This window comes from Mesorhizobium sp. Arg314, from assembly GCF_053714275.1.
In genome coordinates this window covers 18,208-42,497 of record NZ_JBSKBP010000042.1, presented here as the reverse complement: position 1 = coordinate 42,497, position 24,290 = coordinate 18,208, and the positions used below count along the sequence as shown (strand labels likewise).

Here is a 24,290-nt window from a genome sequence, read left to right as displayed (position 1 = left end):
CTCAGAACGACGACGTCCGCCTGCCTGCCAACCATCGATCAAACTCCTGCTCTTGTGACAGAAGCCGAACAAAATGAGGCTTATTTTGGTTCCAGGTGACTAGCTAGTTGTGGAGCAACAAGCCCGCGACGCTTCGCTAGAAGGACCGCATGCACGCGCCGGATGGTGAAGTTCTCGAAAGCCAAGATCGTCGAAGAGGGAAAGGCGCAGCAACGGAACGAGGAGCGGCTCGAGCGGAACGGCTACGTCTGCGACATTCACCAGAAGAGGCCGCAGGGCGCGCGTACGCTCGAGGCGACGTCGCACAACGGTTGACGCTCCAAAATCCGTGCCTTTTTCGATCCTCTTCGCGCAGGAAAAACCCCGCATAGGTTCTGCTCATGCGCAAGATCAGCATTGCGCGGGCCAGGATCAAGATCGCATGGCCCACCTCGCCTACAATCTCCCCGTTTCGTGTGGCACCAGGGCGAACTGACATGACGGCGAAGGCGGCGCAAACCGCCGCCACGATGCCGAAATTGGCAAACCGTACCAGTCTCAACGACCAGCCGAAGCAATCGCCGTTCATCAGTCCACGCAAAACATCAGTGCGGCCCTACGGTCCGCGAAACGCCGGTAGTTCGAGGGTTCAAATGACTGTTGCCCGATGTTCAAAGACTTATAACATAAATTTGCAAAATGTTAACTTTCAAAACGCTTTACGTCTGTACATAATCATCGCACATCAACGCAGGTAGGCGAGCGGAGAGTTACATGAGGAACGAAACAAGTGGCCCTATTTCCTCGACGGAGCGTAATGAATATTTCAGCGAAGATTATTTGTATTTTAGCGATACGGTTAATTCGCCCGAAAAGAGCGACAGGGAAGCGGGGGTTATTTGGGATCTTCTTTCACTTGGACAAGGCAGCTCAGTTCTTGAACTCGGATGCGGTTATGGGCGGATTTCTAACCGATTAGCCAAAAAAGGAGCGCAGGTAACCGGACTAGATGCCTCGCCGATCCTTCTAGAAAAGGCGAAAGCGAATGCTTCAGAACTGCTGGTAGATGTTGAGTATGTTCCCGGTGATATGTGCTCGCTTCCGTGGCAAGATCGTTTTGACGCGGCTTATCTTTGGTACACAACGTTTGGTTATTTCGATGAAGCCGATAACGAGAAAGTTCTTCATGAGGCCGCTTCTTCGCTTCGAAAGGGCGGCCGCCTGCTCATCGATCAGCTCAATCGCTTCGCTTTGCTACGCGACAAGTCACCTACTTACGAGTTCGTGCAGCACAACGACGATGTAAGAATCGACATCATAAGCTATGACGCTTTAACTGACCGCAGAAACTCTGAAAGGATTGTTGTCCGCAACGGGTGCGTCAGGCGAACGCGTTTTTCCGTCAGACATTATGGATTTTCTGAATATGTTCGCATGTTACGCGGCGCGGGGTTTGAGACTGTTGAAGCCTATGGGCAGGAAGGGGAAGAGTTCACACCGTATGGCCCCCGCCTGGTGGTTGTCGCGTACAAGTAAATTGGCATTCATCACCTTAGAGCATCGGGCATTCAAGTAAGTCCATCCGGCGGCTGTGAAGTAGTCGCCCGTGAAGAACGCCATTTCGGCACCGGCTTTGATGGCGAGCCCCGTTTCAGAGGCTATTCTGGTTGAGCTGTTAGGCTGCTCGTGGCTGGACCGGTGACGCTGGAGCGGTTGCAAGCAGCGCCAGGAAGGAGGCAAAAAAGGCTGAAGTTGGAGCCGAAGTGGCGAGTATGGCGTTGTTGGGGCCGCCTTCGGAGAAGGCCAAGAACGTTGCGGCCCATGCCAGGGTCGTTCTTGAGATGGCCGTGACGGGTTCGACGGCAGCCGGCGTCGCAGTATCCGCTTAATGGCCTTGATGAGTTCGCGCCTCCAGCCGGCGACGGATTTTGGAACAGCTAGTCCTTTGGCGCGTCTTGGCCGCGATAGCCAGCATCGGCGACGACCATACCTAGATCGGCCGTCGGCGTGTTCTCTCAGTTGCGGCCTCAATGCCGGTAGAATCCATGGTCTGCAGAGTGGGCCATCGCAAATCGCTCTTTGGAGGCCTTCATACATCTTTGGAGCGCCGATCATCCCAGCTACAAGCCGCTGTCCGCATGGAAGCGCTATGGCGCCACCGCCGAAACTAGCGCCGCCAGCCAGCGTTCACGACAGTTCGCGCGGTGGATACCCCTTCGGCCTTCCGCCGTTCCTTGATAAACTTAAATTCCATCTCGAGGCATCATACCGAGCACCGTGCGACGGGCGGCCACGACAGCCATCGATGATTTCCAAGTGATCGCGGCGCTCGGCGGCATTGGCAACGCCAGTCCTCGAGTAATGTTGCGCTGCACATTACTCGCTTTTGACTAACCCGCTCCGTGACCGCGGAGCGGCAAGGAGTTTCTGCGCCGACGGCGCGGTCTTGACGGCAGGTGACAATGCGCAATCCGCTCGTGCGGCAGAGGCAAGATCGCGCCTGAAGAACACCATCCAGTCAATCCTTCATAGCCACCTGATCCGTCTTGTCCGCATGCCGACCTGGCGGCGCCAAGGGCTGGTCGTGGTTGAGCAAATGTACCATCCCCTCGGAACCTTAAGGCATCGTAGGCCTGCTGCTGTTGACGGCATCTGAACTCGGTTGAATGACGCTGATCCCTTTTACATGTAGGCAGCGTAATTTCGGACTTGGTGATGAGTTGGGAACGCTTTTCGTCGGCAAGCGCGCGGATATCGTGGTGCGGACGGTGGAGGACATCACGCATACCGCCCTGGAGTAGATTGCTCGCACTCTCCTCTTCGCACTTCCCGTTGATCAGGTCGCTATGAAAGGCGGTCAACTGACCAGGATCGACCAAGGCGAGATATTGCATCACGCTCTGGCGCAAAGGTGCCGTCTCTTGAAGCGCGCCATGGCAAGTTCCTAAACGGCGACGCGCCTGTGATTTGGAAATGTGCGGATCCTTCGCTCGCTCCCTTTCGGAAGATTTCAAATTCGCATCAGCGGGTCTTGCAGTTGCTCCCCCATCCTAGGGCGTGAGTTCCGCGCTTCCCCTGCGAAGCAATCCTGTCCGCCATACTGGCAAAAGCCGGTCAACCGACACACCCATGGTCGGATTGTCGAGTCTGCGACACGGCGGTGTTCGAGTTCCATCTTCCACTCTCATACAAGCCATTGGCTCGTATGCAGAAGATTTCTTCTGAGGCTCCCCTGGATGCATTGGCATGATTTTTGAAACTCCCTCGCCGGAAGGCCGCAGCAGCTGGACGATATCGGCGCGAATCTGACGAAGGACCATCACGAGGCTTGGATTGAGCATCTTGCAGGCTTTGGCAACGTGACTTTCTCGCGCTCGGCCCAAGTGGAGTCGAGGAGGCGGGCGGAAGATTCATCGCTTGTTCGCGGGGTGCGGTGCCCCCGCGTGGGCCCCGAAGTTGCGCGACAGTTACCTAGGAAAGGGATCCAAAATATGTGCGGCATCTGTGGATGGATTGATTTCGATCGTAACCTAGGAGGTCTCGACGCGCGACGGGAGCTTGCCGACATGACGGCCACCATGGCTTGTCGTGGTCCGGACGACGGGGGCATTTGGATCGACGGGCCTGCGGCACTGGGACACCGTCGCCTGGCGATCATCGACATCCAGGGCGGTCACCAGCCGATGACGCTCCAGGAGGACGGCCGACCGGCGTTGGTGCTCGTTTACACGGGCGAGACTTACAACTACCGCGAGCTGCGTCAACGCCTCGCCGCTCTAGGTCATCGATTCGACACGCGCAGTGACACCGAGGTGGTGCTGCACGCCCACCGCCAGTGGGGCCACAGCGATCCCCGCATTGCCGTGAGCGAACTCAACGGGATGTTCGCCTACGCACTCTGGGACACCGTCAAGCGCGAACTGCTTCTCATACGCGACCGGCTCGGCATCAAGCCGCTTTACTACTACCCCACCGAGCACGGAGTGTTGTTCGGCTCCGAGCCAAAGGCGATCCTCGCCAATAGGCTCGCAGAACGGGCCATGGACGCCGAGGGGCTTCGTCGCACCCTATGCTACTTCGCGGATCCGTATAGCACCGTCTTCCGAGGCATGTGTGAGGTACGGCCCGGCCATATCGTCCGCGTGACCCGCGACGGCATCCAGCAGATGAGCTATTGGCAGCTCATCGACAGCGGGCACACCGACGACGTGCCCAGCACCGTTCGGCGCGTCCGCGAGTTGCTCGAGGACACGATCCAGCGCCAGCTGATCGCCGATGTACCGCTGAGCACGCTTCTGTCGGGCGGGCTTGATTCTTCGGCCATGACCGCACTAGCCGCGCGCTTCAGCGACGAACGGATCCGGTCCTTCGCCCTCGACTTCGTCGGCTACACCGACAACTTTACCCCCGGCCCGGCGTGCGGCACACCCGACGGGCCGTACGTGCAGGATGTTGCGAAATTCGTTGGTACCGACCACACCGACATCACGTTGTCTGCAGACGAACTCATGGACCCGAACGTGCGGGCCGCCACCCTCCACGCTCGCGATCTGCCGTTGACCATGGGCGACCTTGATAGCTCGCTCTACCTTCTATTCCGGGCGGTCAGGCAACACTCGACGGTGGCCCTGTCCGGGGAGGCGGCCGACGAGCTTTTTGGCGGCTACAGGTTCTTCAATGATCCCGCCCGCGTCCAGGCCGACAGGTTTCCTTGGTTCGAAATCAGCGACGGCATCGCGCTGCAGTCCCTAGACCCCGGCCTCGTCGAAAAACTCGACCTCCCCGGCTACCTCGACGAGCAGTACCGCAGGGCACTTGCGGAAGTGCCCGCCCTGACCGGGCCGGCCTCGGCCGATCCGCACGAGCGTCGCATGCGCGAGATTTGCTATCTCTTCCTCACGCGTTACCTGCCGCCGCTGCTCGACCGCAAGGACCGGCTGAGCATGGCTTTGGGTCTCGAAGTGCGGGTCCCCTACTGCGACCACCGCCTCGTTGAGTACGTTTTCGGTACCCCATGGGACCACAAGACGTTCGACAGGCGCGAAAAGAGCCTGCTGCGGGCTGCCATCGCGGACCTGCTGCCGCAGTCGGTAGTACGGCGTGTCAAGAGCGCGTATCCGGCTATCCAGGATCCGACCTACGACAGAATGCTACGCGCCCGGTTCACCGCGCTGCTGAATGACCGCAATGCGGCAGTGGCACCGCTGCTGTCCGTCGACGGCTCCCGCGCATTGCTCAATGCGAACGACAACCTCAGGGGGGTGGAGCATATCTTGACCCTCCAGGATTTCCTGACCGATTACAACGTGAGCCTCACGGTCTGAGACAGCGGAACACGCATAGGACCGCAAAGGACATTAGATACGGAGTTGGGCTCCATGGCCAAGCCCCCTTTCGGAACTTTCAAGATCACACATCACTATACAGCGTTGCAAAGCGCTAAACACGGAGCTTCTAGCGCTATCGGCGCTCGAGGCGCCGACCTCGACGCAAGCGATGACGCGCTCAACGCGGCTTTAGCTGGCGGCGCCGCCAAAGAACCCGTTGACGAGGCGGACCTTGGCCATCTTTGCCGACGCTTCAAACCGTGCCGTTGTCCTGGCTTCCAGATCCGCGACATGCTTGCGCAGGATCGTGGTGGGCATCACGCCAAAGATGAAGTCGACGTCTTTGTGCGGTACCAGTCGATGACCTGGGGACTGCAGCGATGGCTGTCGGCCCGAATCAGCATCCGGGTGTTCGGCAAATTGCTCCGGATCGCCCGCGCAAGGCAGCGCGGGGGCGGTTTTCAGCTCCCGCTCAACCGCTTGGCCAGAAGGTCATCCCGGAAATTGGCTGATGCCGCTGGCACATCGTCGAGAAACGGAAATGACATCCAGTTCTTGATTGGCCTTTTATGGATTCGCGGTACTGTCGCTTTCCGCGGCCCCGGCAATGGCGCAGTACCGCCAGGTCGTCGCCTATGAGAAAGTCATTCGCGAGAATTGGCTCGACCGTTCGAAAAAGGCCACCGGCATCAAAGGTTGTCGTCGTCCCGTCCGGCTCAACCGCCGAACGCCGTGGCCAGGTGCAGGCCATGATCGCGTCCGACCCTTGGGATACCTTCATCGAAGGCGAAACGTACGCGGAGGCGCCGGACCAATTGGATAGGGCAGAGGACATTTCAGACTTCTGCGCCCAATTCAGCAACCGCAGTAATCAGCCGTTCGGCTCTTGCAAGTCACCAGGCGTTCTCTTCGGCCGCGGAGCTACGCTTCTGACTGACAACAAGGAGCATTTCTCCAATGGCGGCCCCACGAACTGGCACGAATTCTGGGACACGAAGGACTTTCCCGGCGCGCGTGCCATGCCCGCCCGGGCGGACACCTGGCGGCAATTGATCGTGGCACTCGTGGCCGACGACGTTGCTGTCAAGGACCTCTATCCGATGGACATCGATCGCGCTTTCAAGAAGCTCGATGAGTTGAAACCACATATCAGCCTGTGGTGGACGACGGGTGACCAGACGACCCACGGATTCCGCAATGGAGAATATGATGCGGGCTTCATTTGGATGACCCGCCCCGCGGCCCTCAAGAATCAAGGGCAGCGCATCGCCTGCTACTATGACGGCGCGCTTTTGGTGGGTGACCGCTACGCCGTTGTGAAGCGCGCGCGCCACAAAACGGAAGCACTTGAAATGCTGAAATTCTTCCTGGATTCGCCCGAAATCAAGGGGAAGATTTGCGCGGCATTGGCTTGTACTCCGCCGAGCGCGGATGCGCTTCAATACATGACGGCGGGAGTGCGCACCAACTTGCCGTCCGCCGAGCAGATCAGTTCCGATATGGTGGTTCCGGACGCCGAGTGGATCAACGCCAACAAAGCGATGCTGATCGACCGCACTGGATCCAGAAATAGGCACCCTCCCAGGGAATGGGGCCGCCAGCCGCTCCGGCGGCCGACAAGCGGGCTGCCTTGGTTTAACTCGTATTGCGGGTTTAAAACATGTCCCTGACACAAGACGTCGCCACTGTGGTCGCCAATCTCACTTATGATGAGCTTCCGAGGTATGTGTGCGATAAGGCGAAGCTTCTCATCCTTGATCATGTCGGCTGCATGATCGCGGGAAGCGCCACGCATGGGGCGGGTCAAATGACGCCCTATCTCGCGCGCATCGATTCCGGCGGCCCAAGCACTGTTTTCGGAACGTCATTGCGCTTTCATCCCGCGAATGCCGCCCATGCCAATGCGCATAGCGTCAGTATGCTGAGCCTGGACGATTCCTTTGTTCTCTTCGGCCATCCCGGCGCATCGATTATCCCGGCTGCTCTCGCGGTCGCCGAAGAGGTCGACAGCTCCGGCAAGGAGCTGATTGCAGCAATTGTCGGCGGATACGAAATGTCGTTGCGTCTTGGCACCGCTATTCGGCCCAGCGAAGACCGCGACCGCCAAATTAAGGGCCTTGCAACCTGGCAAATTTTCGGCGCTTGCACCGCTGCAAGCCTGCTGCACCGGTTCAGCATTGAGCAGATCGCAGATGCCTACGGGCTGATCCCGATGCATGCGCCGCTCCCCTATTTGCGCAAATTTCATTCCCGGCCAATGAGCCTTTTGAAGAACAATTACGGATGGGCGAACAAGGGCGCCATCACAGTGGTGGATCTTGTATGCGCCGGCTTTCATGGCAACCGCACGATCTTTGATGGCGAGGACGGGTTTTGGGCCATGGCCGGGTCCGACCGCTTTGAACCTCAGGAGATGCTCGACCGGTGGGGCGACCGCTATTTCATCCTCGACACTGGCTTCAAGCCGTTTGGTGTCTGCCGCTGGATCCACACGCCGATTGACTGCCTGCGTACTCTGCTGACCCGTCACAATTTCGCTCGCAGCGAGATTAAGGGCATCCACGTGGAGACCGTGAGCGAGTTTGTCCGCGATTTCAACGGTCCTTGGCCGCGGGCCACGCTCGAGGCTGCGTTCCACATCCCTTACGCGTTAGCGCTTGAACTGCACGACAAGTCCTCCGTGACGGGCCTGCGCGAGGGCGATCTGACTGATGTGGATCTCAAACCAACCGCAGCACGGGTCAGTCTTTCGACCCTCGCCGGCGCAGATGACAAGTTTCATGCGGAAAAGCTGCTTCCTGCCCGCGTCAGCGTCACACTCCAGAATGGCGAGACGTTTTCGGCCGAGGCAGAGATTCCGACCGGCGCCCCCGGCGGGCCTGCTTTTGGGCAGCCAGAGGTGGAGGCCAAGTTCTTCACTCTCGCAAGTCCCGTTATTGGCGAATCGAATGCCAGGCATCTCAAGGCGGCTCTCCTCGAATTGGAGGCCCTCTCTGTCCGTGAAGCACTGAAATCCTGCGCGATGACGTAAGGTAATCGTACCAATCCGCCGCTGCTAACGAGGCCACAAACCTTTCCCATCAACCAAACAGATCAGGATCACCTCGTAAGATGGCCACTCAAAGCACACATGCTAAAACCACTCACAAAGAACCCTCCGGCAAGGCGTTCTACGCCGGGCGGGGCGCCACCGAAACCTTCAAAGTATCGCTTGGCAAGGGCATTTTCTTTTGGGATACCAATGGCAAGCGCTATCTCGACGGGTCGTCCGGCGCGGTCGCCGCCAACATCGGCCATGGCAACGAGCGCGTCCGGGACGCAATGATCGAACAGGCCAATCGTATTAGCTACGTCGTTCGCACGGCATTTACCAGCGAATCTACCGATACGCTCTGCACAATGATCTCGGATCTGGCAGGCCCCGGGTTCGATCAGACTTTTCTTGTTTCTGGCGGCTCCGAAGCCGTCGAATCCGCACTCAAGCTCGCACGTCAATACGCCGTGGTAACCGGTCAACCGAAGCGCTCCAAGATCCTTGCGCGCATGCCAGGATATCATGGCGCGACGCTCGGCGCCGCCTCGGTCACCGGCGATCCGGATCGGGACGAGATGTTCGGCCCGATCATGCAGATAATGCCCAAGGTGGCGGCACCGCTGAGCTACCGCATCCCCACGAGCTTTGACGTCGATTCTTATGCCGACCATTGCGCGGACGAGCTCGAAAGGCAGATTCTCGCCGAAGGCGAGGACACGGTGCTCGCATTCATTATGGAACCGGTCGGCGGCATTGCGACCGGCGCTTTGGTCGCGCCGGTCCATTACTATTCGAAAGTGCGGAAGATTTGTGATCGATACGGCGTCCTTCTGATTTTCGACGAGGTGATGTGTGGCGCTGGTCGAACCGGAAAGTTTCTGGCCGCCCATCACTGGCCGAACGCTCTCCCCGACCTCGTCGTTTGCGCTAAAGGTTTGAGCGCTGGATACACCCCGCTTGGAGCGATGATCGCTCCCAACAAGATCGTCGATAAGGTGGTCGAGTCCGGCGGGTTTCTGCACGGCCACACCTATTCCGGCAACCCGCTCTCCTCGGCGATCTGTGTTGCAGTCCTTACGGAGATGCTTGAGCGTGATCTTATGGGTAATGCCGAGCGAATGGGCGCGATGCTGCGGCGAAAGCTCAACTCGCTGAAGGATCTCAGCACCACCATTGGCGACGTGCGAGGGATGGGCCTCCTGAACGCAGTGGAAGTTGTTGAGAATAAGGCCAACAAAGCGATTTTCTCGGCCGCTAAGCAAGCGTCCTATCGCGTCTCGGAGATCGCTCGCGAACTTGGGCTACATCTCTACGCACGCCGCGCCGCTAGCGGAAAGTTCGGTGAATGGTTAATGGCGGCTCCGCCGCTCATCATAACCGAGCCGGAAATCGACCTCTTCATCGAGCTTCTCACTGAGACGTTCCGGATTTTTGAGGGTGAGACCCGATGAGGGGGCGCGTATCAACCCTGACTGATGCCTTCAAGGGTTTGTCTTTGATGGGTAAGGTGTCGGCATATAGAGGTGTTGCCTTTGACACGCCGGAAAAAGAACTCATCACGACAGCGACGGCTTGGTACCGCGATTTTCCATCGCTATCCCGAGCTTTTGTCTGATGTCCATCCGAAGGATGACGAGCGCACGCGTTGTTAACTTCCTCCGCAGCTTCGGATGCGACGAGGTCGCGACCGGCATCGGACGAAGCCAGGTCGTTGCAGCGTGCGGAACTGCACCGGCGAGCCGGACCATGGCATCCGCGCCGACAGGGATGCTCCTTATCATTGAGGCGTGAGCATGCATGCGGGCTTGACGGGCATATGACGATCTTGCTTGGCTCAGCGAAGCACCTTGCCAGCTACACGCTATTGCTCGAAGCAACGGGCGCGGCCTATCATCTGCGCCGATACCGCCTTCTTCTGCAGGGGAACTCGCGACCAAGGTGCCGGAAAGAAGCGCGTTGCGTGCACGTCACTTACCTGTCGATGACGGCGAATTCGTATGTGACCTCTATTAATCGTGACATGTATGCAAAATATTTGCATTCTTTTTTAGTATTTTATTCATATTCAACACGCTTAATTATGTTAATCGCCGAATAATTGTCACGTATAAGTAACAAAACGTTTGTAATACATTATGAAAATACTTAAGTCAGATCCAAAAAAAGAGTGTAGCTTCTCCGCATTGCAAGTGGTTGGAGCAACCAATGGATTACCTAACCCGTCCGCTCTCGCATGCCCAAATGGGTCTTTGGCTACATCATCAAAAAAGACCAACCGGTAGCGAATACAATCTGCCAGTCGAGCTGCGCATAAAGGCACCGTTCGACATTGCTGCCTTGCGGTGCGCGCTCCAACTATTGATCGACCGCCATGAAATGCTGCGCACGACCTTTCACCAAGAGGGCGAGCATGTCGTTCAGCGGATACCTGAGAAGGGGTCCCTGAGCTTTCATGTCGTTCGGCAGCAAAAAGCAGACGAAGCGGCCTTCCACCAATCGATCGCGGCGGAAGCTCGCTCGCCTTTCGATCTGGAACATGGACCGGTGTTTCGCGCTCACCTGTTCATTGGCATTTCTACGGAGGAGATCCTCCTCCTCAATTTCCATCACATCATTTCCGACGGTTATAGCATTCGCACCTTCCTGAGCGAGTTCGGCAGGCTCTACCAGGCGTGCTGCGGCAACACAGACATGCCGGATCTGACCACGGCGGCTTCTTACGGGGACTTCGTAGCTTGGCAGGAACGCCTCCTTGCGAGCGACGACGGAGAACGCATGTGGGCCTACTGGCGCAACCAGTTTGACGAACATGAGCCGGAGTTGGTCCTTCCGACCGATAGACCACGAACTGCGCTTGCCACGCATACCGGATCGGTTTTCTCCCTGGATATTGAGGTGCCGCTGGTCACACGCTTGGAGCGGTTGGCGCGCAAAGAAAAAGTGACGATTGCCACGGTCCTACTCGCTGCCTATTACGTCCTCCTGCATCGCTATGGTGACCAGGACGATATCACCCTCTATGTGCCACGCCTCGGTCGTCCGGAAAGAAGTTTTTCGGAGACTTTCGGCTACTTTGTGACCCTAGGGGCCCTACGGCAGGATCTTTCTGGAAATCCCATTTTCCTCGAACATTTGCAGCGGGTCCGTCACCTGATGCGATGCGCGCGCAGTCACGAGTATTTTCCTCTTCCCCTGCTGCTGAAGAAGCTCAAGCTTTCTCCTGCGACTGATCGCAATCCACTTGCGCAAGCGGTTTTCAATTTCATTCCGGAGTCGGTGAGTTCTCTTGCCTTCATACCGTGCGACGTCGACCTCTCCGGCTTGCCTGCGCAAATGCGCCTTTGCGAAACCGATATCTGGATCGATCTTGATTTCCGAATTCTGGCCGGAAAAGAAGGCGCCCGCCTTTACGTCGTGTACAATGCCGATTTGTGGGATCGCAGCACCATCGAGCGGCTGGCGAAACACTATCAGTTGTTGCTTGAGGCGATTGCAGATGCTCCGGCGCGACGGATAGGCGACTATAGCCTTCTGACGCCAGAGGAAGAACATCAGATTCTGCATAGTTGGAACAAGACAGCCGCACCTTTTCCGTCCGACATTTGCCTGCACAACCTGATTGAAGCGCAGGCTGACACTTATCCAGACAATATCGCTGTCAGCTGCCCACTGGAGGCGCTCAGCTATGCGGTACTAGAGCAAAGGTCAAACAGGCTTGCCCGCCACCTAATTTCAAAAGGTGTCCGCCGTGGAGACGTCGTCGGCGTTCTCCTTGAGCGCTCGTGCGATCTCATTGTCGGCTTTCTAGCAATCTTGAAGGCGGGGGCCGTCTATCTTCCTCTCGATTCACGACTCCCAGGCCAGCGCCTTCGTTTCATGTTGCGGGATGCAGGCGCTGTTACGATCATCAGCAAAACGGAGCTTAACGAACAGACGTTCGGGAGAGACCTCTCAGGGCTAAACTTTGAAGGTGAGAACAGATGCGCGGTGGTTCTCCTCGACAAAGAACGCACCGAAATTGCTCTGCATAAAGGCACGCCTCCGCGCTCCCCCTCTGGCCCCTCTGATCTGGCTTACGTGATCTATACGTCTGGTTCCACGGGTCAGCCGAAAGGCGTGATGGTTGAACATCGCAGCGCCTGCAACATGGCGGAAGATCTAAGACGCACTTATCAGTTGGGGCCGGATAGCCGGGTATTGCAGTTCGCTTCCTGCGGATTTGATGCATCGCTGTTTGATTTCATGCTGGCCTTAACTTCTGGTGGTCGATTGTGCATGGCACCCCCATCAGCGTCGCTGCCTGGAGAAGAACTTGTCGAGTTCATGCGCCGTGAACGCATTACCGCTGCCGGTCTTACGCCGACAGGATGGTCCTCCTTGCCGTCGACTGACCTTCCTGATCTCGCCGTGATCAAATCAGGTGGAGAGCCCTTGCCGACGAGCCTCATTGAGCGGTGGGGTGAGAAGCGCCGCATCTTCAATTCTTATGGACCCACCGAAACGACCGTTTACTGCATAAGGACCGAGGTGAAGGCCGAGGAGCAACGGCCCCCCATCGGGCGCCCCGCCACAAATACCAAGGCCTACATCCTCGATCGCTATGGTAATCCGGCACCGGTTGGCGCAATTGGTGAGCTCTACATCGGGGGCGTCGGCCTGGCTCGCGGCTACATCAATCACGATGAACTCACGCGCGAGCTTTTCCGGCCAAACCCGTTTGATGATGAGCCGCAGTCCAGGCTCTATAGGACTGGAGATCGGGCCCAGTATCGGTCAGATGGCACGATTGATTTCCTGGGCCGAAAAGACGAACAGATCAAGATTCGCGGCATGCGGGTTGAGCTTGCCGAAATCGAGCATTGCCTGATGGAGCACGAAAACGTCGAAGCTTGCTGCGTTACGCTGACAGACAGTCTCGATCGAAATGCGAGCCTGACAGCCTATGTGGTGAGGCGACGAGAGAATTCGAGGGATACCAATGAACTTCAGTTTTTTCTGCGCGCCGCGCTGCCTGGCTACATGATTCCCTCACATTTCGTATTCCTTCCCGAGTTACCGACCAATCGTAGCGGCAAGATCGACCGGCGCGCTCTTCCCCAGCCGAGCAACGTCAATTTGAAGGTCGCAACTTTGCCGACCGCTGGGTTGCAGACGGAACTGGCAGAGATCTGGAAAGGCGTGCTGAAGTTGGACTCCGTTGGCGTTGAAGACAATTTCTTCGATGTAGGCGGACATTCCCTGGCCGTTGTCCAGGTTCAGGCTCGTATCCACGACCGTTTGGGCATTGATTGCAAGATTCTGGATTTTTTCGAGCACCCCACCATAAGAACCCTGGCTGCGCACTTGGCCGCAACTCCAAATGCTCCTCCCTCCACTGAAGATTTAAAGAACACAATTTGTTTGGCCGGAAGCGGAAACGAGCCCAAACAGGATCGCAATTCTATTGCAATCATAGGCATGGCGGGCAGGTTCCCGGGGGCGGAGAACGTCGATCAATTCTGGAACAATCTGGTCGAAGGCATAGAGTCCATCGCAGACTTGGATGAACAGACGTTGCGGGAAGCAAGCGTTGATCCCAATACCTTTGGCAAGCCTAATTATGTGAGGCGCGAAGCCGTTATCAGCGGAGTTGATTTGTTTGATGCAGCGTTTTTCGGTCTCTCACCTAAGGAAGCAGCGTGGATGGACCCGCAACAGCGAATCCTGCTGGAAACCGCGTATCAGGCGCTCGACCATGCGGGATGCGGATCGCGCGAGAACGCAGAAGGCCGCGTCGGTGTCTTTGCCGGCGTGGGCCCCAACCACTATCTCGCTGAACGTGAAGCAGGCCGCGACCTGCTGGATTCAGAGAAGTTGCAGGTCCGCATTCTTAATGGCCACGATTTCACGGCGACGCGCATCGCATATAAACTTAACTTGAGCGGTCCCTGCGTGTCTGTTCAGACGGCCTGCTCCACTTCGCTAGTTGCCGTCCACCTCGCTTGCCAGAGCCTGCGCAGCAATGAGTGCGACATGGCCCTGGCCGGCGGCGCATCGATTTCCCTGCCCCAGGGAAAAGGCTATCTCCACCAACAGGGCCATATCTTGTCCCCTGACGGCCATTGCCGCGCGTTCGATGCTAAAGCGCAAGGAACGGTGAAAGGCAGTGGAGCCGCGGTCGTCGTTCTCAAACGGCTAAGCGACGCCTGGAAAGACGGCGATTATGTCTGGGCAGTCATAAAGGGTTCTGCCATCAACAATGATGGCGCTGGCAAGGTAGGCTTCACCGCCCCCAGCGCCGACGGACAGGCTGCGGTAATTCAAGCTGCTCTCACCGATGCTGACGTCTCTGCCGACACCATTGGTTATGTGGAGGCGCATGGTACGGGAACCTATCTTGGAGACCCCATCGAAATCTCTGGCCTGACCAAGGCTTTCCGTTTCCACACAGCAAAGAAACAATTCTGCGCCATAGGCTCGGTGAAGACAAATATCGGCCATCTCGACACCGCAGCAGGTGTAACGGGATTGATCAAGCTCGCCATAATGCTGAAGAAGAGCGTCATTCCCGCTAGCCTACATTTCGACAAGCCCAACCCTAATGTCGACTTTCAGGAGAGCCCGGTGTTCGTAAACAAGACCTGCACCGCTTGGCCCAGGGGTAGTGAACCGCGGCGCGGCGGCGTCAGCTCATTTGGCATTGGCGGCACGAACGCGCACACGATTCTCGAGGAGGCTCCGCCGCGGAGCAGTGAGCAAGGCGGTCGCAGGCTGCACGTCTTTCCTGTATCGGGAGCGAGCAGGCCGGCACAGACCGAAATGCTCCGGCGACTGGCCGACTTTATGCGTCGAAGCGATGTTCAGCACAGCGCAGCAAATATCGCATACACACTGCAAAAGGGTCGAGCTGCTCTCAGATATCGCTCAAGTTTCGTCGGATCCGATCTGGCGCAACTAGCCGATCAACTCGATCAGGAGGCACTGAATGCAGGCGCGTCGAGAGAGGCGTCAAGCAATGAACACCGCATCGTGTTCATGTTCTCCGGCCAGGGCGGGCAGCAGATCGGAATGGGTCGGGAGCTCTATGAAGAAGAGCCGGTATTCCGTAGCGCCATCGATGAATGCTCAAAGTGGCTTAACGAGTTCGCACATGTTGATTTCCGGCCCCTGCTCTATAGAGAAGGCAAATCCGTTAGCACGCTTGAGACTCAGCTGGAAGCCGTCATACAGCCCGTCATCTTCGCTACACAATACGCAATGGCGAAGCTCTTCATGTCGTGGGGCATTTTCCCTGCAGCTGTAATCGGCCATAGCATCGGAGAATACGCCGCCGCTTATTTTGCGGGCATCATCTCGTTGCCCGATGCCATTCGACTGACATTTATAAGGGGACAGCTTACGTCCCGTGTGCCTGCTGGCGGCGTCGTTGTGGTCGGCCTGTCGCCCGAAGGGCTCCAGCCGCATTGGAACGAAAGCCTTTCATTGGCGGCAATAAATCGGCCGCACCAGTGCGTTATTTCGGGGGCTGCATCCGAGATCGCGGCATTTCATGAGAAATTGCAGTCGAAATCCATAGCGAGCAAACAGATACGCGCAAGCCATGCTGTGCATTCATCGCTGCTCGATCCAATCCTACCGGAGTTTGGGATCCATGCAGAACAAATCGAGCTGCACGCCCCGCATATACCTTTCATGTCGACGGTGCTTGGTGACTGGCTTGAGGCGGACGTGCGGCTTGATGGCAGCTATTGGATCCGCAATCTACGAGAGACGGTGCAGTTCCATCGGGCTTTCCATCGGCTGGTGCACTCGGGCCACGAGTTGTTCATCGAGATGGGGCCTGGCGCAGCCCTCATGGGACATTCCAAGCGGTCCAGGTCAAAGATCAACCTGCGCAGCCCCATCGCCTTTGCGGCCTTACAAGGAGGCGATCATGGGCAAGGCGATCGCCTGAGACTGTTACAGACATTGGGTAAGCTTTGGACCTGTGGCGTTCCCATTGATTGGTCTGGCTTGCACGAACGTAAGCCCCCGCAGCGTAACCCCCTCCCGCCTTATCCTTTTGATCGCAAGCGTTACTGGCTCGATGCGGTCGCCCCTGAGGAGCAGGTACAAAATGCCGATTTGAATCGGCATGATATTGCAGCCAGATCCGTCGATCGCCCGTCTGGGAACGAAGCAGTGCGCAGTCCGACTGTGGTTGAGATGTCCGCTGACGCAGCTTTGGACAGCCAAATTGCGGCGGTCTATCGGGACATTTTGGGTTTGGATGACGTTGCCCCGACCGACAGCTTCTTTGATCTTGGTGGCGATTCGTTGAGCGCCTTAAGCGCCGTCGATCGCATCGAGCAGCTCACGGGAGAGAGATTGGCTGTCTCCCTGCTGCTGGAACACCAGACTCCAAGAGGGCTCGCGATGGCCCTGTCGAAGACGGTTGGAAGCACGCGTCCGGACGCATTGGTGCCGATACAAACCGGCGGTTCACGGACGCCTCTGTTTTGTCCCCACCCTTTTGGGGGACATGTACTCCTATATACGCCTCTCGCTAATGCGCTGGGCGCGGAGCAGCCGGTCTTCGGCCTCCAGGCGCGCGGTCTGGACGGTAGGGCGAGACCTCACCTAAGCATTCCAGAGATGGCAGGGGCATATGTTGAGGCCATCAAGAGCATACAACCACGCGGGCCTTATCAGCTCGCCGGCTTATCAATGGGCGGCAGCATTGCTTGGGAAATGGCCTGCCAATTGCGTGATACTGGTGACGAGGTGGCAATCCTTGCGCTGCTCGATGCCAAAGCGCTTCACAAGCCTGAAGAGGACACAAGCGGCCGGTACCACCGCCTGCTCGGCGACAACCCGATTCCTGACTGGCTCAGCGAGCAAGCTGTCATATTGACAGTGCTTTTTCCCGCGCTGAAGAAATATTGGCGAAAGCTGAAATCCATCAAGAGGGAGCGTCAGGTCACTGCCTTGCTCGAATTCGGGACACAAGCAGGCAAAGTCCCCGACATGAGTGACACGCAGCTCGATCATATCCTGACGGTAGCCGAGGCAAATAGGACTGCGCTGCATCATTATACGCCTCGGCCCAACGACAGCAGGTCCGTTCTTTTTGCGGCCAAGAAGGGACTGCGCATATCCACCAATCAACCTGATGGCGATCTTGGATGGAAGCAATTCGCGCGAGGCCGTCTGGAAATTCATGAGGTGCCAGGTGACCATTACACGATGGTCGCTCGGCCGCATGTGAACGTCATGGCAAAAAAGCTCAATAAATTTCTCAATGGAAACGACTAAGCGATTGCATCGCACCGGCAGCATCTGGGCCAAAGCATTAGTATCTGAATCGGAATGGCCGCCGTGTTTTCATGTCCTTGCGAGCCGTCGGGTGAGCATGCGGATGTTTGCGATGAAGACCCAGGCCTGTGCGGATTCGATGGATCTCGAAGTCCTTGGCCAGCCTTCGGCATCTGCCCCAGCCATGCGAAGGTCCGCTCGACGACCCATCGGCGCGGCAGGACTTCGAAGCCTTTGGCGCTGTCCGACCGCTTGACGATCTCCATCGTGAACTTGCCGATCTTTTGCATGGCGCCCCGCAGTTTCGGCCCTGCATAGCCGCCATCGGCAAAGACATGGGGCAGCCACGACTAGCGCTCGAGTATGGATTTCAGGACGGCCGGCGCGCCGTCGCGGTCCTGGATGTCGGCGGCGTGAACGGACCGGCAGGCCCAGCGTGTCGACGACGATGTGCCGCTTGCGGCCCTTGACCTCCTTGCCGGCGCCGAAACGTCGAAGCCACGAACTCCGCCACTTTCGGTGGTCTTCACCGACTGGTTCTCTATTCGGCGGTTTGAAGTCAAGCGCCTCCTTCTCTTTTCGCTTTGCCGGCATTGGACGTCTTTCGCGGGGCCTTGCTTCTCTCCGGGATCGGCGCTCTGGCCCTGCCCTCTATGGGGATTCAGAAGAATGGGTGGAACTCTTATGACCCCGTCTATCGGGGGCGATGTCAATTGTTCAGCCGGCAACCGGCATGCTTTCCGTCCTGGGCCAGGGGAACTGTGTGCCGTCGCTCCAGATGCGATGCATGATCACCGCCAGCCGGCGGGCGAGCGCAACGATGGCTTTCTGCTGGCCGCGCCGCTTGGCGATGTCCATCGCCCAGGTCTTTAGCCAGGACCATTTCGTCACCCGCGTCAGCAGGGTCTGCACGGCCTCGTAGAGCAACGTTCGCATCATGCCGTCGCCGCATAACGAGATCCCGCCCATCCGGCGGCTTTCGCCCGATTCATGGAGCGCCGGCGTCAGGCCGACCGCCTTGGAGTTGCGGAAGCGGGCGGGGATATCGATCGTCGCGGTGTAGGCCAGCGACACGACGCGGCCGACACCGGGGATCGACATCAACCGGCGGCAAACCTCATCATCCCGGACGATCGCCAGAAGCTTGCGGTGCAGGGCGGCATAGTTCTGCCGCAGCTTGCGGCGCGCGTCGAGCAACGGTTCGACGATCTCGGCCAGATCGGGCATGCCTTCGGTGAGCTCGCGGATCCGCTCCTCAAACTTGACCGCACCGACCTTGCCAACCTTGAGACCGAAGTTGCGCAACAGCCCGCGGATGTCGTTCTCGATGGCAATCGCCCTGTCCTTTAAGAGCTTGCGCGCCGTCAGCAGCGTCCGGTGCTTCTGGCTCGTCAGAGTCTTGACATGCACCGGGCGGAACAGATTGACCCGCATCATCTGCGCGATCCCGCGCGCATCATTGCGGTCGGTCTTGTTCGGCTGCGCGGCCCGCGCGTCCTCGGCGGAACGACCGACAGAGCGTCGGCTTCCCAATCGATGTCTTCGAACCGCAAGCGGATAGCCTCGCCCGCTCCAAGATCGTAGGTGCTCATCATCAACAGGAGCGCGTAATCGCGCAGTCCCATCGGTGTCGACCGATCCACCGCCTTCAGCAGGCGCTGCACATCCTCCCAGGCGAGCGCCCGCCGCGGTCGCTCGAGGCGCAGTTGCACCGGCGCGATCACGGCTTCGCTGAGATCGACGGGAATGCGACCGCTCCAATGCAGCTTGGCGGCGACGCCGGGCAGGCGAGCCAATCGACCTGGGTAGAGACGGCGACGCGGCGCTGCTCGATGCGGCCGTGGCCCTTGTCAGTGTCCTCGCAGCGGTCGACGGAGCAGGTGGCGGGGTCGTCTAGAAGTGCTCGATCTCGCCCATCAAGCCCGGCTGGTTGGCCTTGACGGCGAGAAGATAGTCGGTGCCGGCTTGCGTGATCGCCGCGGCGACTTTTTCCCTCGGCGACCGCCTCCTGACCGGTGACGAGACCTCGCGCGTGGCGAATGCCATTACCAGATGCAGGGCGGCCCGCCCCCTAGGACGATCGTGGCTGCCGCGCGAAGTCTTGCCGTCTATTGCCACCATCGCCGTCGCGCGTCCGGACGCCTCGCCGCCACCTAGGACGGGAGGCAGTTCGCAAACAGCCCGGATCAATCCGGTTCACCAGCAACCGCAGCGGCGCGCCGGGAATGCCGTGATAATATGGCAGGAAACGGCGCAGGAAGGCCAGATTGTCCTCGCCCCAATCGGCGATGTCCTCGAAATCATCGACCGCCGCGATCGTGCCGCAGACAACCAGCAGCAGAACCTCAGACAGAGGATGCGCCACCCGCCACCCCTCCCGGTCATCCTCAATCAGGGCGAAATGGTCCAGCAACAGCCGCAGACGCGGCTTCTCGGCAGTCTCATGCATGGCGGTGCTCTCCGAACAACGCCACCAACAGAATCAGGACCGTCGCAATCCCGAAACCGCCGTTAACCCGAGTTCAATGCCGTGGGTCACGATAACCCCGGGTTGATTTACGATTGCCGCTTCGGTAGCGCTGCGCAAATCGCTTTCGGTTACGCCATCTGGTCCCGATCCAGCCACATTCCCTCCGTCTAAGCTGCGACGCGTGTCGTACGCTGTTCGACGCGTTTCTCGTGTTCGCCCTGAATTAAGCGATGCACGTAAATCCCGGGCAGATGAATCTGATCGGGTTCGAGACTGCCGACCGGCACGATCTCTTCAACCTCTGCGACACAGATCTTGCCACACGTTGCCGCCGGGGGATGAAGTTGCGGGCCGTCTTGCGGAATACGAGGTTGCCTGAGGTGTCAGCCTTCCAGGCTTTGACGATCGCCACGTCCGCTACAATGCCGATCTCGAGCACATAGGTCTCACCTTTGAACGTCTTGTGCTCTTTTCCCTGGGCGACGACTGTGCCAACGCCAGTCTTCGTGTAAAAGCCAGCGATTCCGGCGCCGCCGGCGCGCATGCGTTCGGCGAGTGTGCCCTGAGCGTTAAATTCGAGCTCCAGCTCACCACTGAGATACTGCCGCATGAACTCGGCGTTCTCGCCAACATAAGAAGAGATCATCTCTGCTTCGTCTTCAGCAGTACGCCAAGCCCAAAATCGTCGACACCGCAGTTGTTCGACGCGATTGTCAGATCCTTGGTGCCAGCCGCCCAGCGCAATTGCTGCACTGGGAAAAACCTTACTCACCTCGCCCTCCACTTTCGCGGCAACTTTGCGGATTGCGTCGCAGGCGACCATTGGTAAGAATACGTAGTCCCTACGTGGAGGCTTAATGTGCCAAGTTCAAACCTAGGCAATCTTGATCGCATTGGCTTCCTGAATGCGCCAAACGCGACTCTGGTGCTTTCAAATCGAGTCATCCTGCGGGCAAGCTATCGGGTCCAATTCGTCTTTGGTTGGTCTATCCGGGAGGTAGAGGGCGAGTCGATGAGGGTGCTTTACCCCGGTCAAACCGATTATGAGGTGATCGGCGAAAAGGCTCGCCGCGCTATGCAAAACGATCCCGTCCACCGCGATACGCGTTTCATGCGCCGCAAGGATGGCGAGACAGTTTGGATGGAGGCGCATGGTGCCGCGCTTGATCGAGATAATCCTCAGGAACTGGCAATCTGGTCTTATCGCCCGGTTGCTGTCGAACAAACTCAGGGTCACAGCCTGACCGCGGCAGAGGTTCGGATTGCGCGGTATCTTGTTAACGGCTTCACCAGCAAGGAAATGGCCCGGTCGATAGGTTGCTCCCTGAGGACTGTAGAAGTCCATCGGGCGAACATGATTGCGAAATTCAGGGTGCGCAACACGTCCGAGCTGGTGGCGCGGTTACTTGCCCGCCCGATAGACAGGCTCCGCGAAATGTGCGCTGAGTGGAAACCTTATGTCGCCACGATCTGTTATGCTTCTACTGCCCATTGCTTAGATAGCCCGCATCCGATGAACAGTATCCAGTATCTCCAATGAGCGGCGGCCGTATTTTCGATTTTGGTCAGGGCACTCGCCTGTGGAATAGTTGCCGTGGGATTTGCTCGGCTGGAAAGCACCGCCGGTTGACACTACGGGTCATCCTCCATGGCCCTGCTCATAACAACGCCGGCCAAGCCATAATAAAACAACGGATCACCCGCCGCCCGCTTATGTCACAAGCTTAGGCAGTGTTCGTGCGCTCGCTCCACCTCGCGCCAGTGCGTGATGCACGGATCGATAACAACCAGCCAACGGGTGCGGCCGCTCACCTCGCAGGCGCAAGTCAGGTACGGGCAGGAAATGCGCAAGAATTATGATGCAATCGTCATCGGCAGTGGAAACAATGGGCTGGCTTGCGCTTGCTACCTTGCCAAGGCCGGCCTCAAGGTACTGGTACTCGAACGACGCGATGTGATCGGCGGTGCAGCACTCTCCCAGGAGGTGTTTCCGGGCTTCACTTTTTCGGTATACTCGTACGTGGGGGCCCAGATCCATCCCAAAGTGGTTTCGGATCTTGAACTCAAAAAGTATGGCCTGAAGTCATTCAAGGCCGATTACCGCGTGTTTAGACCGGTTGATGATACGCGCTCAATGATGGTCGGCGGCGACATAGCCGAGACACAGGCCAACCTCTCACGCTTTTCCAAGTCCGATGCTGCCCGTTACCCCGAATTCCGTGCTCACCTGGCAGGTGTTGCCGAGTTCATCCATGACTTGAAGCTTCAAACTCCCGTGGACCTTGTCGCGGAGTCCTTCCCCGGGCGCATGAAGACCGCCAAGTTCCTATGGGCAAACCGTATGGTCGGCAACGACTTTTATAAGCTGATTGATCTCTTCACGCAAAGTTCCGAGGAATATCTCAGCCGCTGGTTCGAGAGCAGCGAAGTCAAGGCAGCTTTCGCTTTTGCGGTAGGTGGCAGCCTGATCGGTCCGCGGTCGGCTGGATCTGCGTGGCTGGCGCTCCATGGTGGGAGCACCGGTCGGGTTGAGGCGGACGCGATCAAGGGTCAGATTGTCGGGGGCATGGGGGCGATTACCCGGGCAATGGCAGACTGTGCGCGCGCCCACGGTGTCGAAATCCTGACCGAACAGGATGTCGTCAAGGTCGATGTCCGTGAGGGGCGCGCGAGAGCTGTTGTTACCAAGGACGGGACCGAATATCACGCCAAAACAATCGTGGGCAACCTCAACGCCAAGCTCCTCTTCGGAAGGCTTGTTTCAGAGTCCGAGTTGCCCGCCGAGTTCGTGGCCGAAATCCAGCGTTTCAAGACGAAGGGTGCGGCATTCAAGTTAAATATCGCCTGCGAGGCTTTGCCGAACTATGCCTCTTACAACAAGGCGGAGGCCCGGATGGATAATCCGGCGATCGTCCAAATCGCACCGAATATGGAGTACCTTGAACGGGCCTACGTCGAAGCCGCGCCTGGCTGGTACTCCTCCCAGCCCTCGATGATCATCACCCAGCCAACTGTGCTGGAGCCCGGTCTTGCGCCGAAAGGCAAGCACATCATTCAGATTTATGGTGGCCACACCTCCTATGAACTGACATACGGATCCTGGGGCCAGGAGAGGCCACGATTCTTGAAATCCGTGCTCGACACCCTAGACCAGTTTGCACCCGGGTTTTCCAATGGCATCATCGACACCCAGTTGTTGCTGCCGAAAGATATTGAAGATCAACTCAATATTCCAAACGGCCATATCAACCATGGCGACATGAGCATCAACCAGATGTTCTTCAAACGGCCAGCCGCCCACTACTCCGACTACCGGTCACCGATACGCGGGCTTTACCAGTGCGGCGCGTCGTCCCATCCTGGTGGCGGCGTTTCGGGTGTCCCGGGCCACAATGCCGCACGCGAAATCCTCGCGGACCTCGGAAAACGCAACGCCTACTAAGAGCACGTCCTATTTGATCCGGTTCATATCCTGCGGCTTTGAAGTAGCTGGCACATTCGGCTGGGGTGAAGAGGTCGACGACCGCGCCGGCCCCGTCCCACAGAGCTTTGATGGTTCTCTCGGCCTTTGCTCGCAGCAGCGCGTTGAGTTTGGCGAAATTGAAGTCACCATTCAAGGATACGGGTCACGACCATCGAGTGCCGAAGATCATGAACGCGAGGCCCGAGTTGCCCTTGCAACGGCTTCAACCCGGCGCGACGTATAATGTCTGTAAGCATCCAGGTGATCATTTCGGGCGTGTAGTGGGATCTGCCGTGGACGTGCCAGAACAGGGCGGAGTGTGGATCCTGCGGTGCGCCAGCCCGACGCCGTGCAGCGATGTAGGTCAGGAGTTCGGCCATCACACTGTCGGGGAGTGGCAGGATTCGGGTCTTGAAGAACTTGGTCTGTCGAACCGTGATGGTGCCGTCACCGGGTTTAACGTCATCACCAAGATCCAGCCTGGCCAACTCTCCGCGCCGCAGACCCGCACAGTAGGCCAGCAACAGCATGGTGTAGATGCTCAACGGACGAAGTGTTGCCCGCGGCGAGGGATACGAACGGGCAGTGTCGAGCATTCGCCGTACGTCGGCAGGAGAGTAGATATGAGGCTTTCGCCACTGCCGGGCCACCTCCTTTCGGGGTCTCGGATTCGGTCGACGCCGAGGAACTGACGGGTCGGCATCGAATAACAATGCGGAAGTCCCCATAACGAAGTGGCGCTGC

General features: G+C 58.1%; 15 protein-coding genes and 4 pseudogenes. 11 read left to right on the top strand and 8 right to left on the bottom strand.

Annotated elements, in window-relative coordinates; all coding sequences use genetic code 11:
• Window positions 1-162: 162 nt before the first annotated feature.
• The 9 genes from ACWGS9_RS28655 (at window position 163) to ACWGS9_RS28615 (ending at window position 17,613) form a co-directional block, all read left to right on the top strand.
• Window positions 163-315 carry a hypothetical protein gene (locus tag ACWGS9_RS28655; protein WP_454508398.1) on the top strand — a complete coding sequence of 51 codons (153 nt, stop codon included), beginning with the start codon at window positions 163-165 and terminating at the stop codon, window positions 313-315.
• Between the two features lie 438 nt (window positions 316-753).
• Window positions 754-1,515 carry a class I SAM-dependent methyltransferase gene (locus ACWGS9_RS28650; protein WP_454508397.1) on the top strand — a complete coding sequence of 254 codons (762 nt, stop codon included), beginning with the start codon at window positions 754-756 and terminating at the stop codon, window positions 1,513-1,515.
• A 1,130-nt stretch (window positions 1,516-2,645) separates the two neighbouring features.
• The gene (locus tag ACWGS9_RS28645; RefSeq protein WP_454508396.1) at window positions 2,646-2,780 is read left to right on the top strand and encodes a hypothetical protein; all 135 of its coding nucleotides are present in this window, start codon (window positions 2,646-2,648) and stop codon (window positions 2,778-2,780) included.
• A gap of 690 nt (window positions 2,781-3,470) precedes the next feature.
• Window positions 3,471-5,303 carry an asparagine synthase (glutamine-hydrolyzing) gene (asnB, locus tag ACWGS9_RS28640; protein ID WP_454508395.1) on the top strand — a complete coding sequence of 611 codons (1,833 nt, stop codon included), beginning with the start codon at window positions 3,471-3,473 and terminating at the stop codon, window positions 5,301-5,303.
• Between the two features lie 54 nt (window positions 5,304-5,357).
• Window positions 5,358-5,945: a hypothetical protein gene (locus tag ACWGS9_RS28635; protein ID WP_454508394.1), complete on the top strand. Its 588-nt coding sequence runs from the start codon at window positions 5,358-5,360 to the stop codon at window positions 5,943-5,945.
• 110 nt (window positions 5,946-6,055) lie between these two features.
• The gene (locus tag ACWGS9_RS28630; RefSeq protein WP_454508393.1) at window positions 6,056-6,976 is read left to right on the top strand and encodes an extracellular solute-binding protein; all 921 of its coding nucleotides are present in this window, start codon (window positions 6,056-6,058) and stop codon (window positions 6,974-6,976) included.
• Complete coding sequence (locus ACWGS9_RS28625; protein WP_454508392.1) at window positions 6,967-8,337, top strand: MmgE/PrpD family protein; 1,371 nt, start codon at window positions 6,967-6,969, stop codon at window positions 8,335-8,337. Before ACWGS9_RS28630 ends, ACWGS9_RS28625 begins: the two co-directional genes overlap by 10 nt.
• An 80-nt stretch (window positions 8,338-8,417) precedes the next feature.
• Window positions 8,418-9,791: an aminotransferase family protein gene (locus ACWGS9_RS28620; protein WP_454508391.1), complete on the top strand. Its 1,374-nt coding sequence runs from the start codon at window positions 8,418-8,420 to the stop codon at window positions 9,789-9,791.
• A gap of 754 nt (window positions 9,792-10,545) precedes the next feature.
• Complete coding sequence (locus ACWGS9_RS28615) at window positions 10,546-17,613, top strand: amino acid adenylation domain-containing protein (protein ID WP_454508390.1); 7,068 nt, start codon at window positions 10,546-10,548, stop codon at window positions 17,611-17,613.
• Window positions 17,614-17,682: 69 nt separating this feature from the next.
• Here ACWGS9_RS28615 and ACWGS9_RS28610 read toward each other — a convergent pair.
• From ACWGS9_RS28610 to ACWGS9_RS28585, 6 genes and pseudogenes are all read right to left on the bottom strand, one after another.
• Window positions 17,683-18,158 (bottom strand): annotated as a pseudogene (locus tag ACWGS9_RS28610) (IS5 family transposase); the annotation flags it as partial.
• Window positions 18,159-18,330: 172 nt separating this feature from the next.
• A pseudogene (locus tag ACWGS9_RS28605) lies at window positions 18,331-19,098 on the bottom strand (IS110 family RNA-guided transposase); the annotation flags it as partial.
• Window positions 19,047-19,409 carry a site-specific integrase gene (locus ACWGS9_RS28600; RefSeq protein WP_454508389.1) on the bottom strand — a complete coding sequence of 121 codons (363 nt, stop codon included), beginning with the start codon at window positions 19,407-19,409 and terminating at the stop codon, window positions 19,047-19,049. The gene ACWGS9_RS28600 and the pseudogene ACWGS9_RS28605, both read right to left, overlap by 52 nt.
• 97 nt (window positions 19,410-19,506) lie before the next feature.
• Complete coding sequence (locus ACWGS9_RS28595) at window positions 19,507-19,659, bottom strand: hypothetical protein (protein ID WP_454508388.1); 153 nt, start codon at window positions 19,657-19,659, stop codon at window positions 19,507-19,509.
• Between the two features lie 25 nt (window positions 19,660-19,684).
• The gene (locus tag ACWGS9_RS28590; protein WP_454508387.1) at window positions 19,685-20,062 is read right to left on the bottom strand and encodes a transposase family protein; all 378 of its coding nucleotides are present in this window, start codon (window positions 20,060-20,062) and stop codon (window positions 19,685-19,687) included.
• 188 nt (window positions 20,063-20,250) lie between these two features.
• Window positions 20,251-20,815, bottom strand: a pseudogene (locus tag ACWGS9_RS28585) (CoA transferase subunit A); the annotation flags it as partial.
• A 127-nt stretch (window positions 20,816-20,942) separates the two neighbouring features.
• Between ACWGS9_RS28585 and ACWGS9_RS28580 the strand changes: the two are divergent.
• Window positions 20,943-21,623, top strand: a complete 681-nt coding sequence (locus tag ACWGS9_RS28580; protein WP_454508386.1) for a LuxR C-terminal-related transcriptional regulator — start codon at window positions 20,943-20,945, stop codon at window positions 21,621-21,623.
• A gap of 303 nt (window positions 21,624-21,926) precedes the next feature.
• Window positions 21,927-23,525, top strand: coding sequence for a phytoene desaturase family protein (locus ACWGS9_RS28575; RefSeq protein WP_454508385.1), 1,599 nt, complete (start codon window positions 21,927-21,929; stop codon window positions 23,523-23,525).
• A gap of 16 nt (window positions 23,526-23,541) precedes the next feature.
• Here ACWGS9_RS28575 and ACWGS9_RS28570 read toward each other — a convergent pair.
• Together ACWGS9_RS28570 and ACWGS9_RS28565 are read right to left on the bottom strand one after the other, a co-directional pair.
• A pseudogene (locus ACWGS9_RS28570) lies at window positions 23,542-23,685 on the bottom strand (IS630 family transposase); the annotation flags it as partial.
• 4 nt (window positions 23,686-23,689) lie between these two features.
• A complete protein-coding gene (locus tag ACWGS9_RS28565) occupies window positions 23,690-24,142 on the bottom strand; it encodes a tyrosine-type recombinase/integrase (protein ID WP_454508384.1) in 453 nt (150 codons plus the stop codon).
• Between the last annotated feature and the right edge of the window lie 148 nt (window positions 24,143-24,290).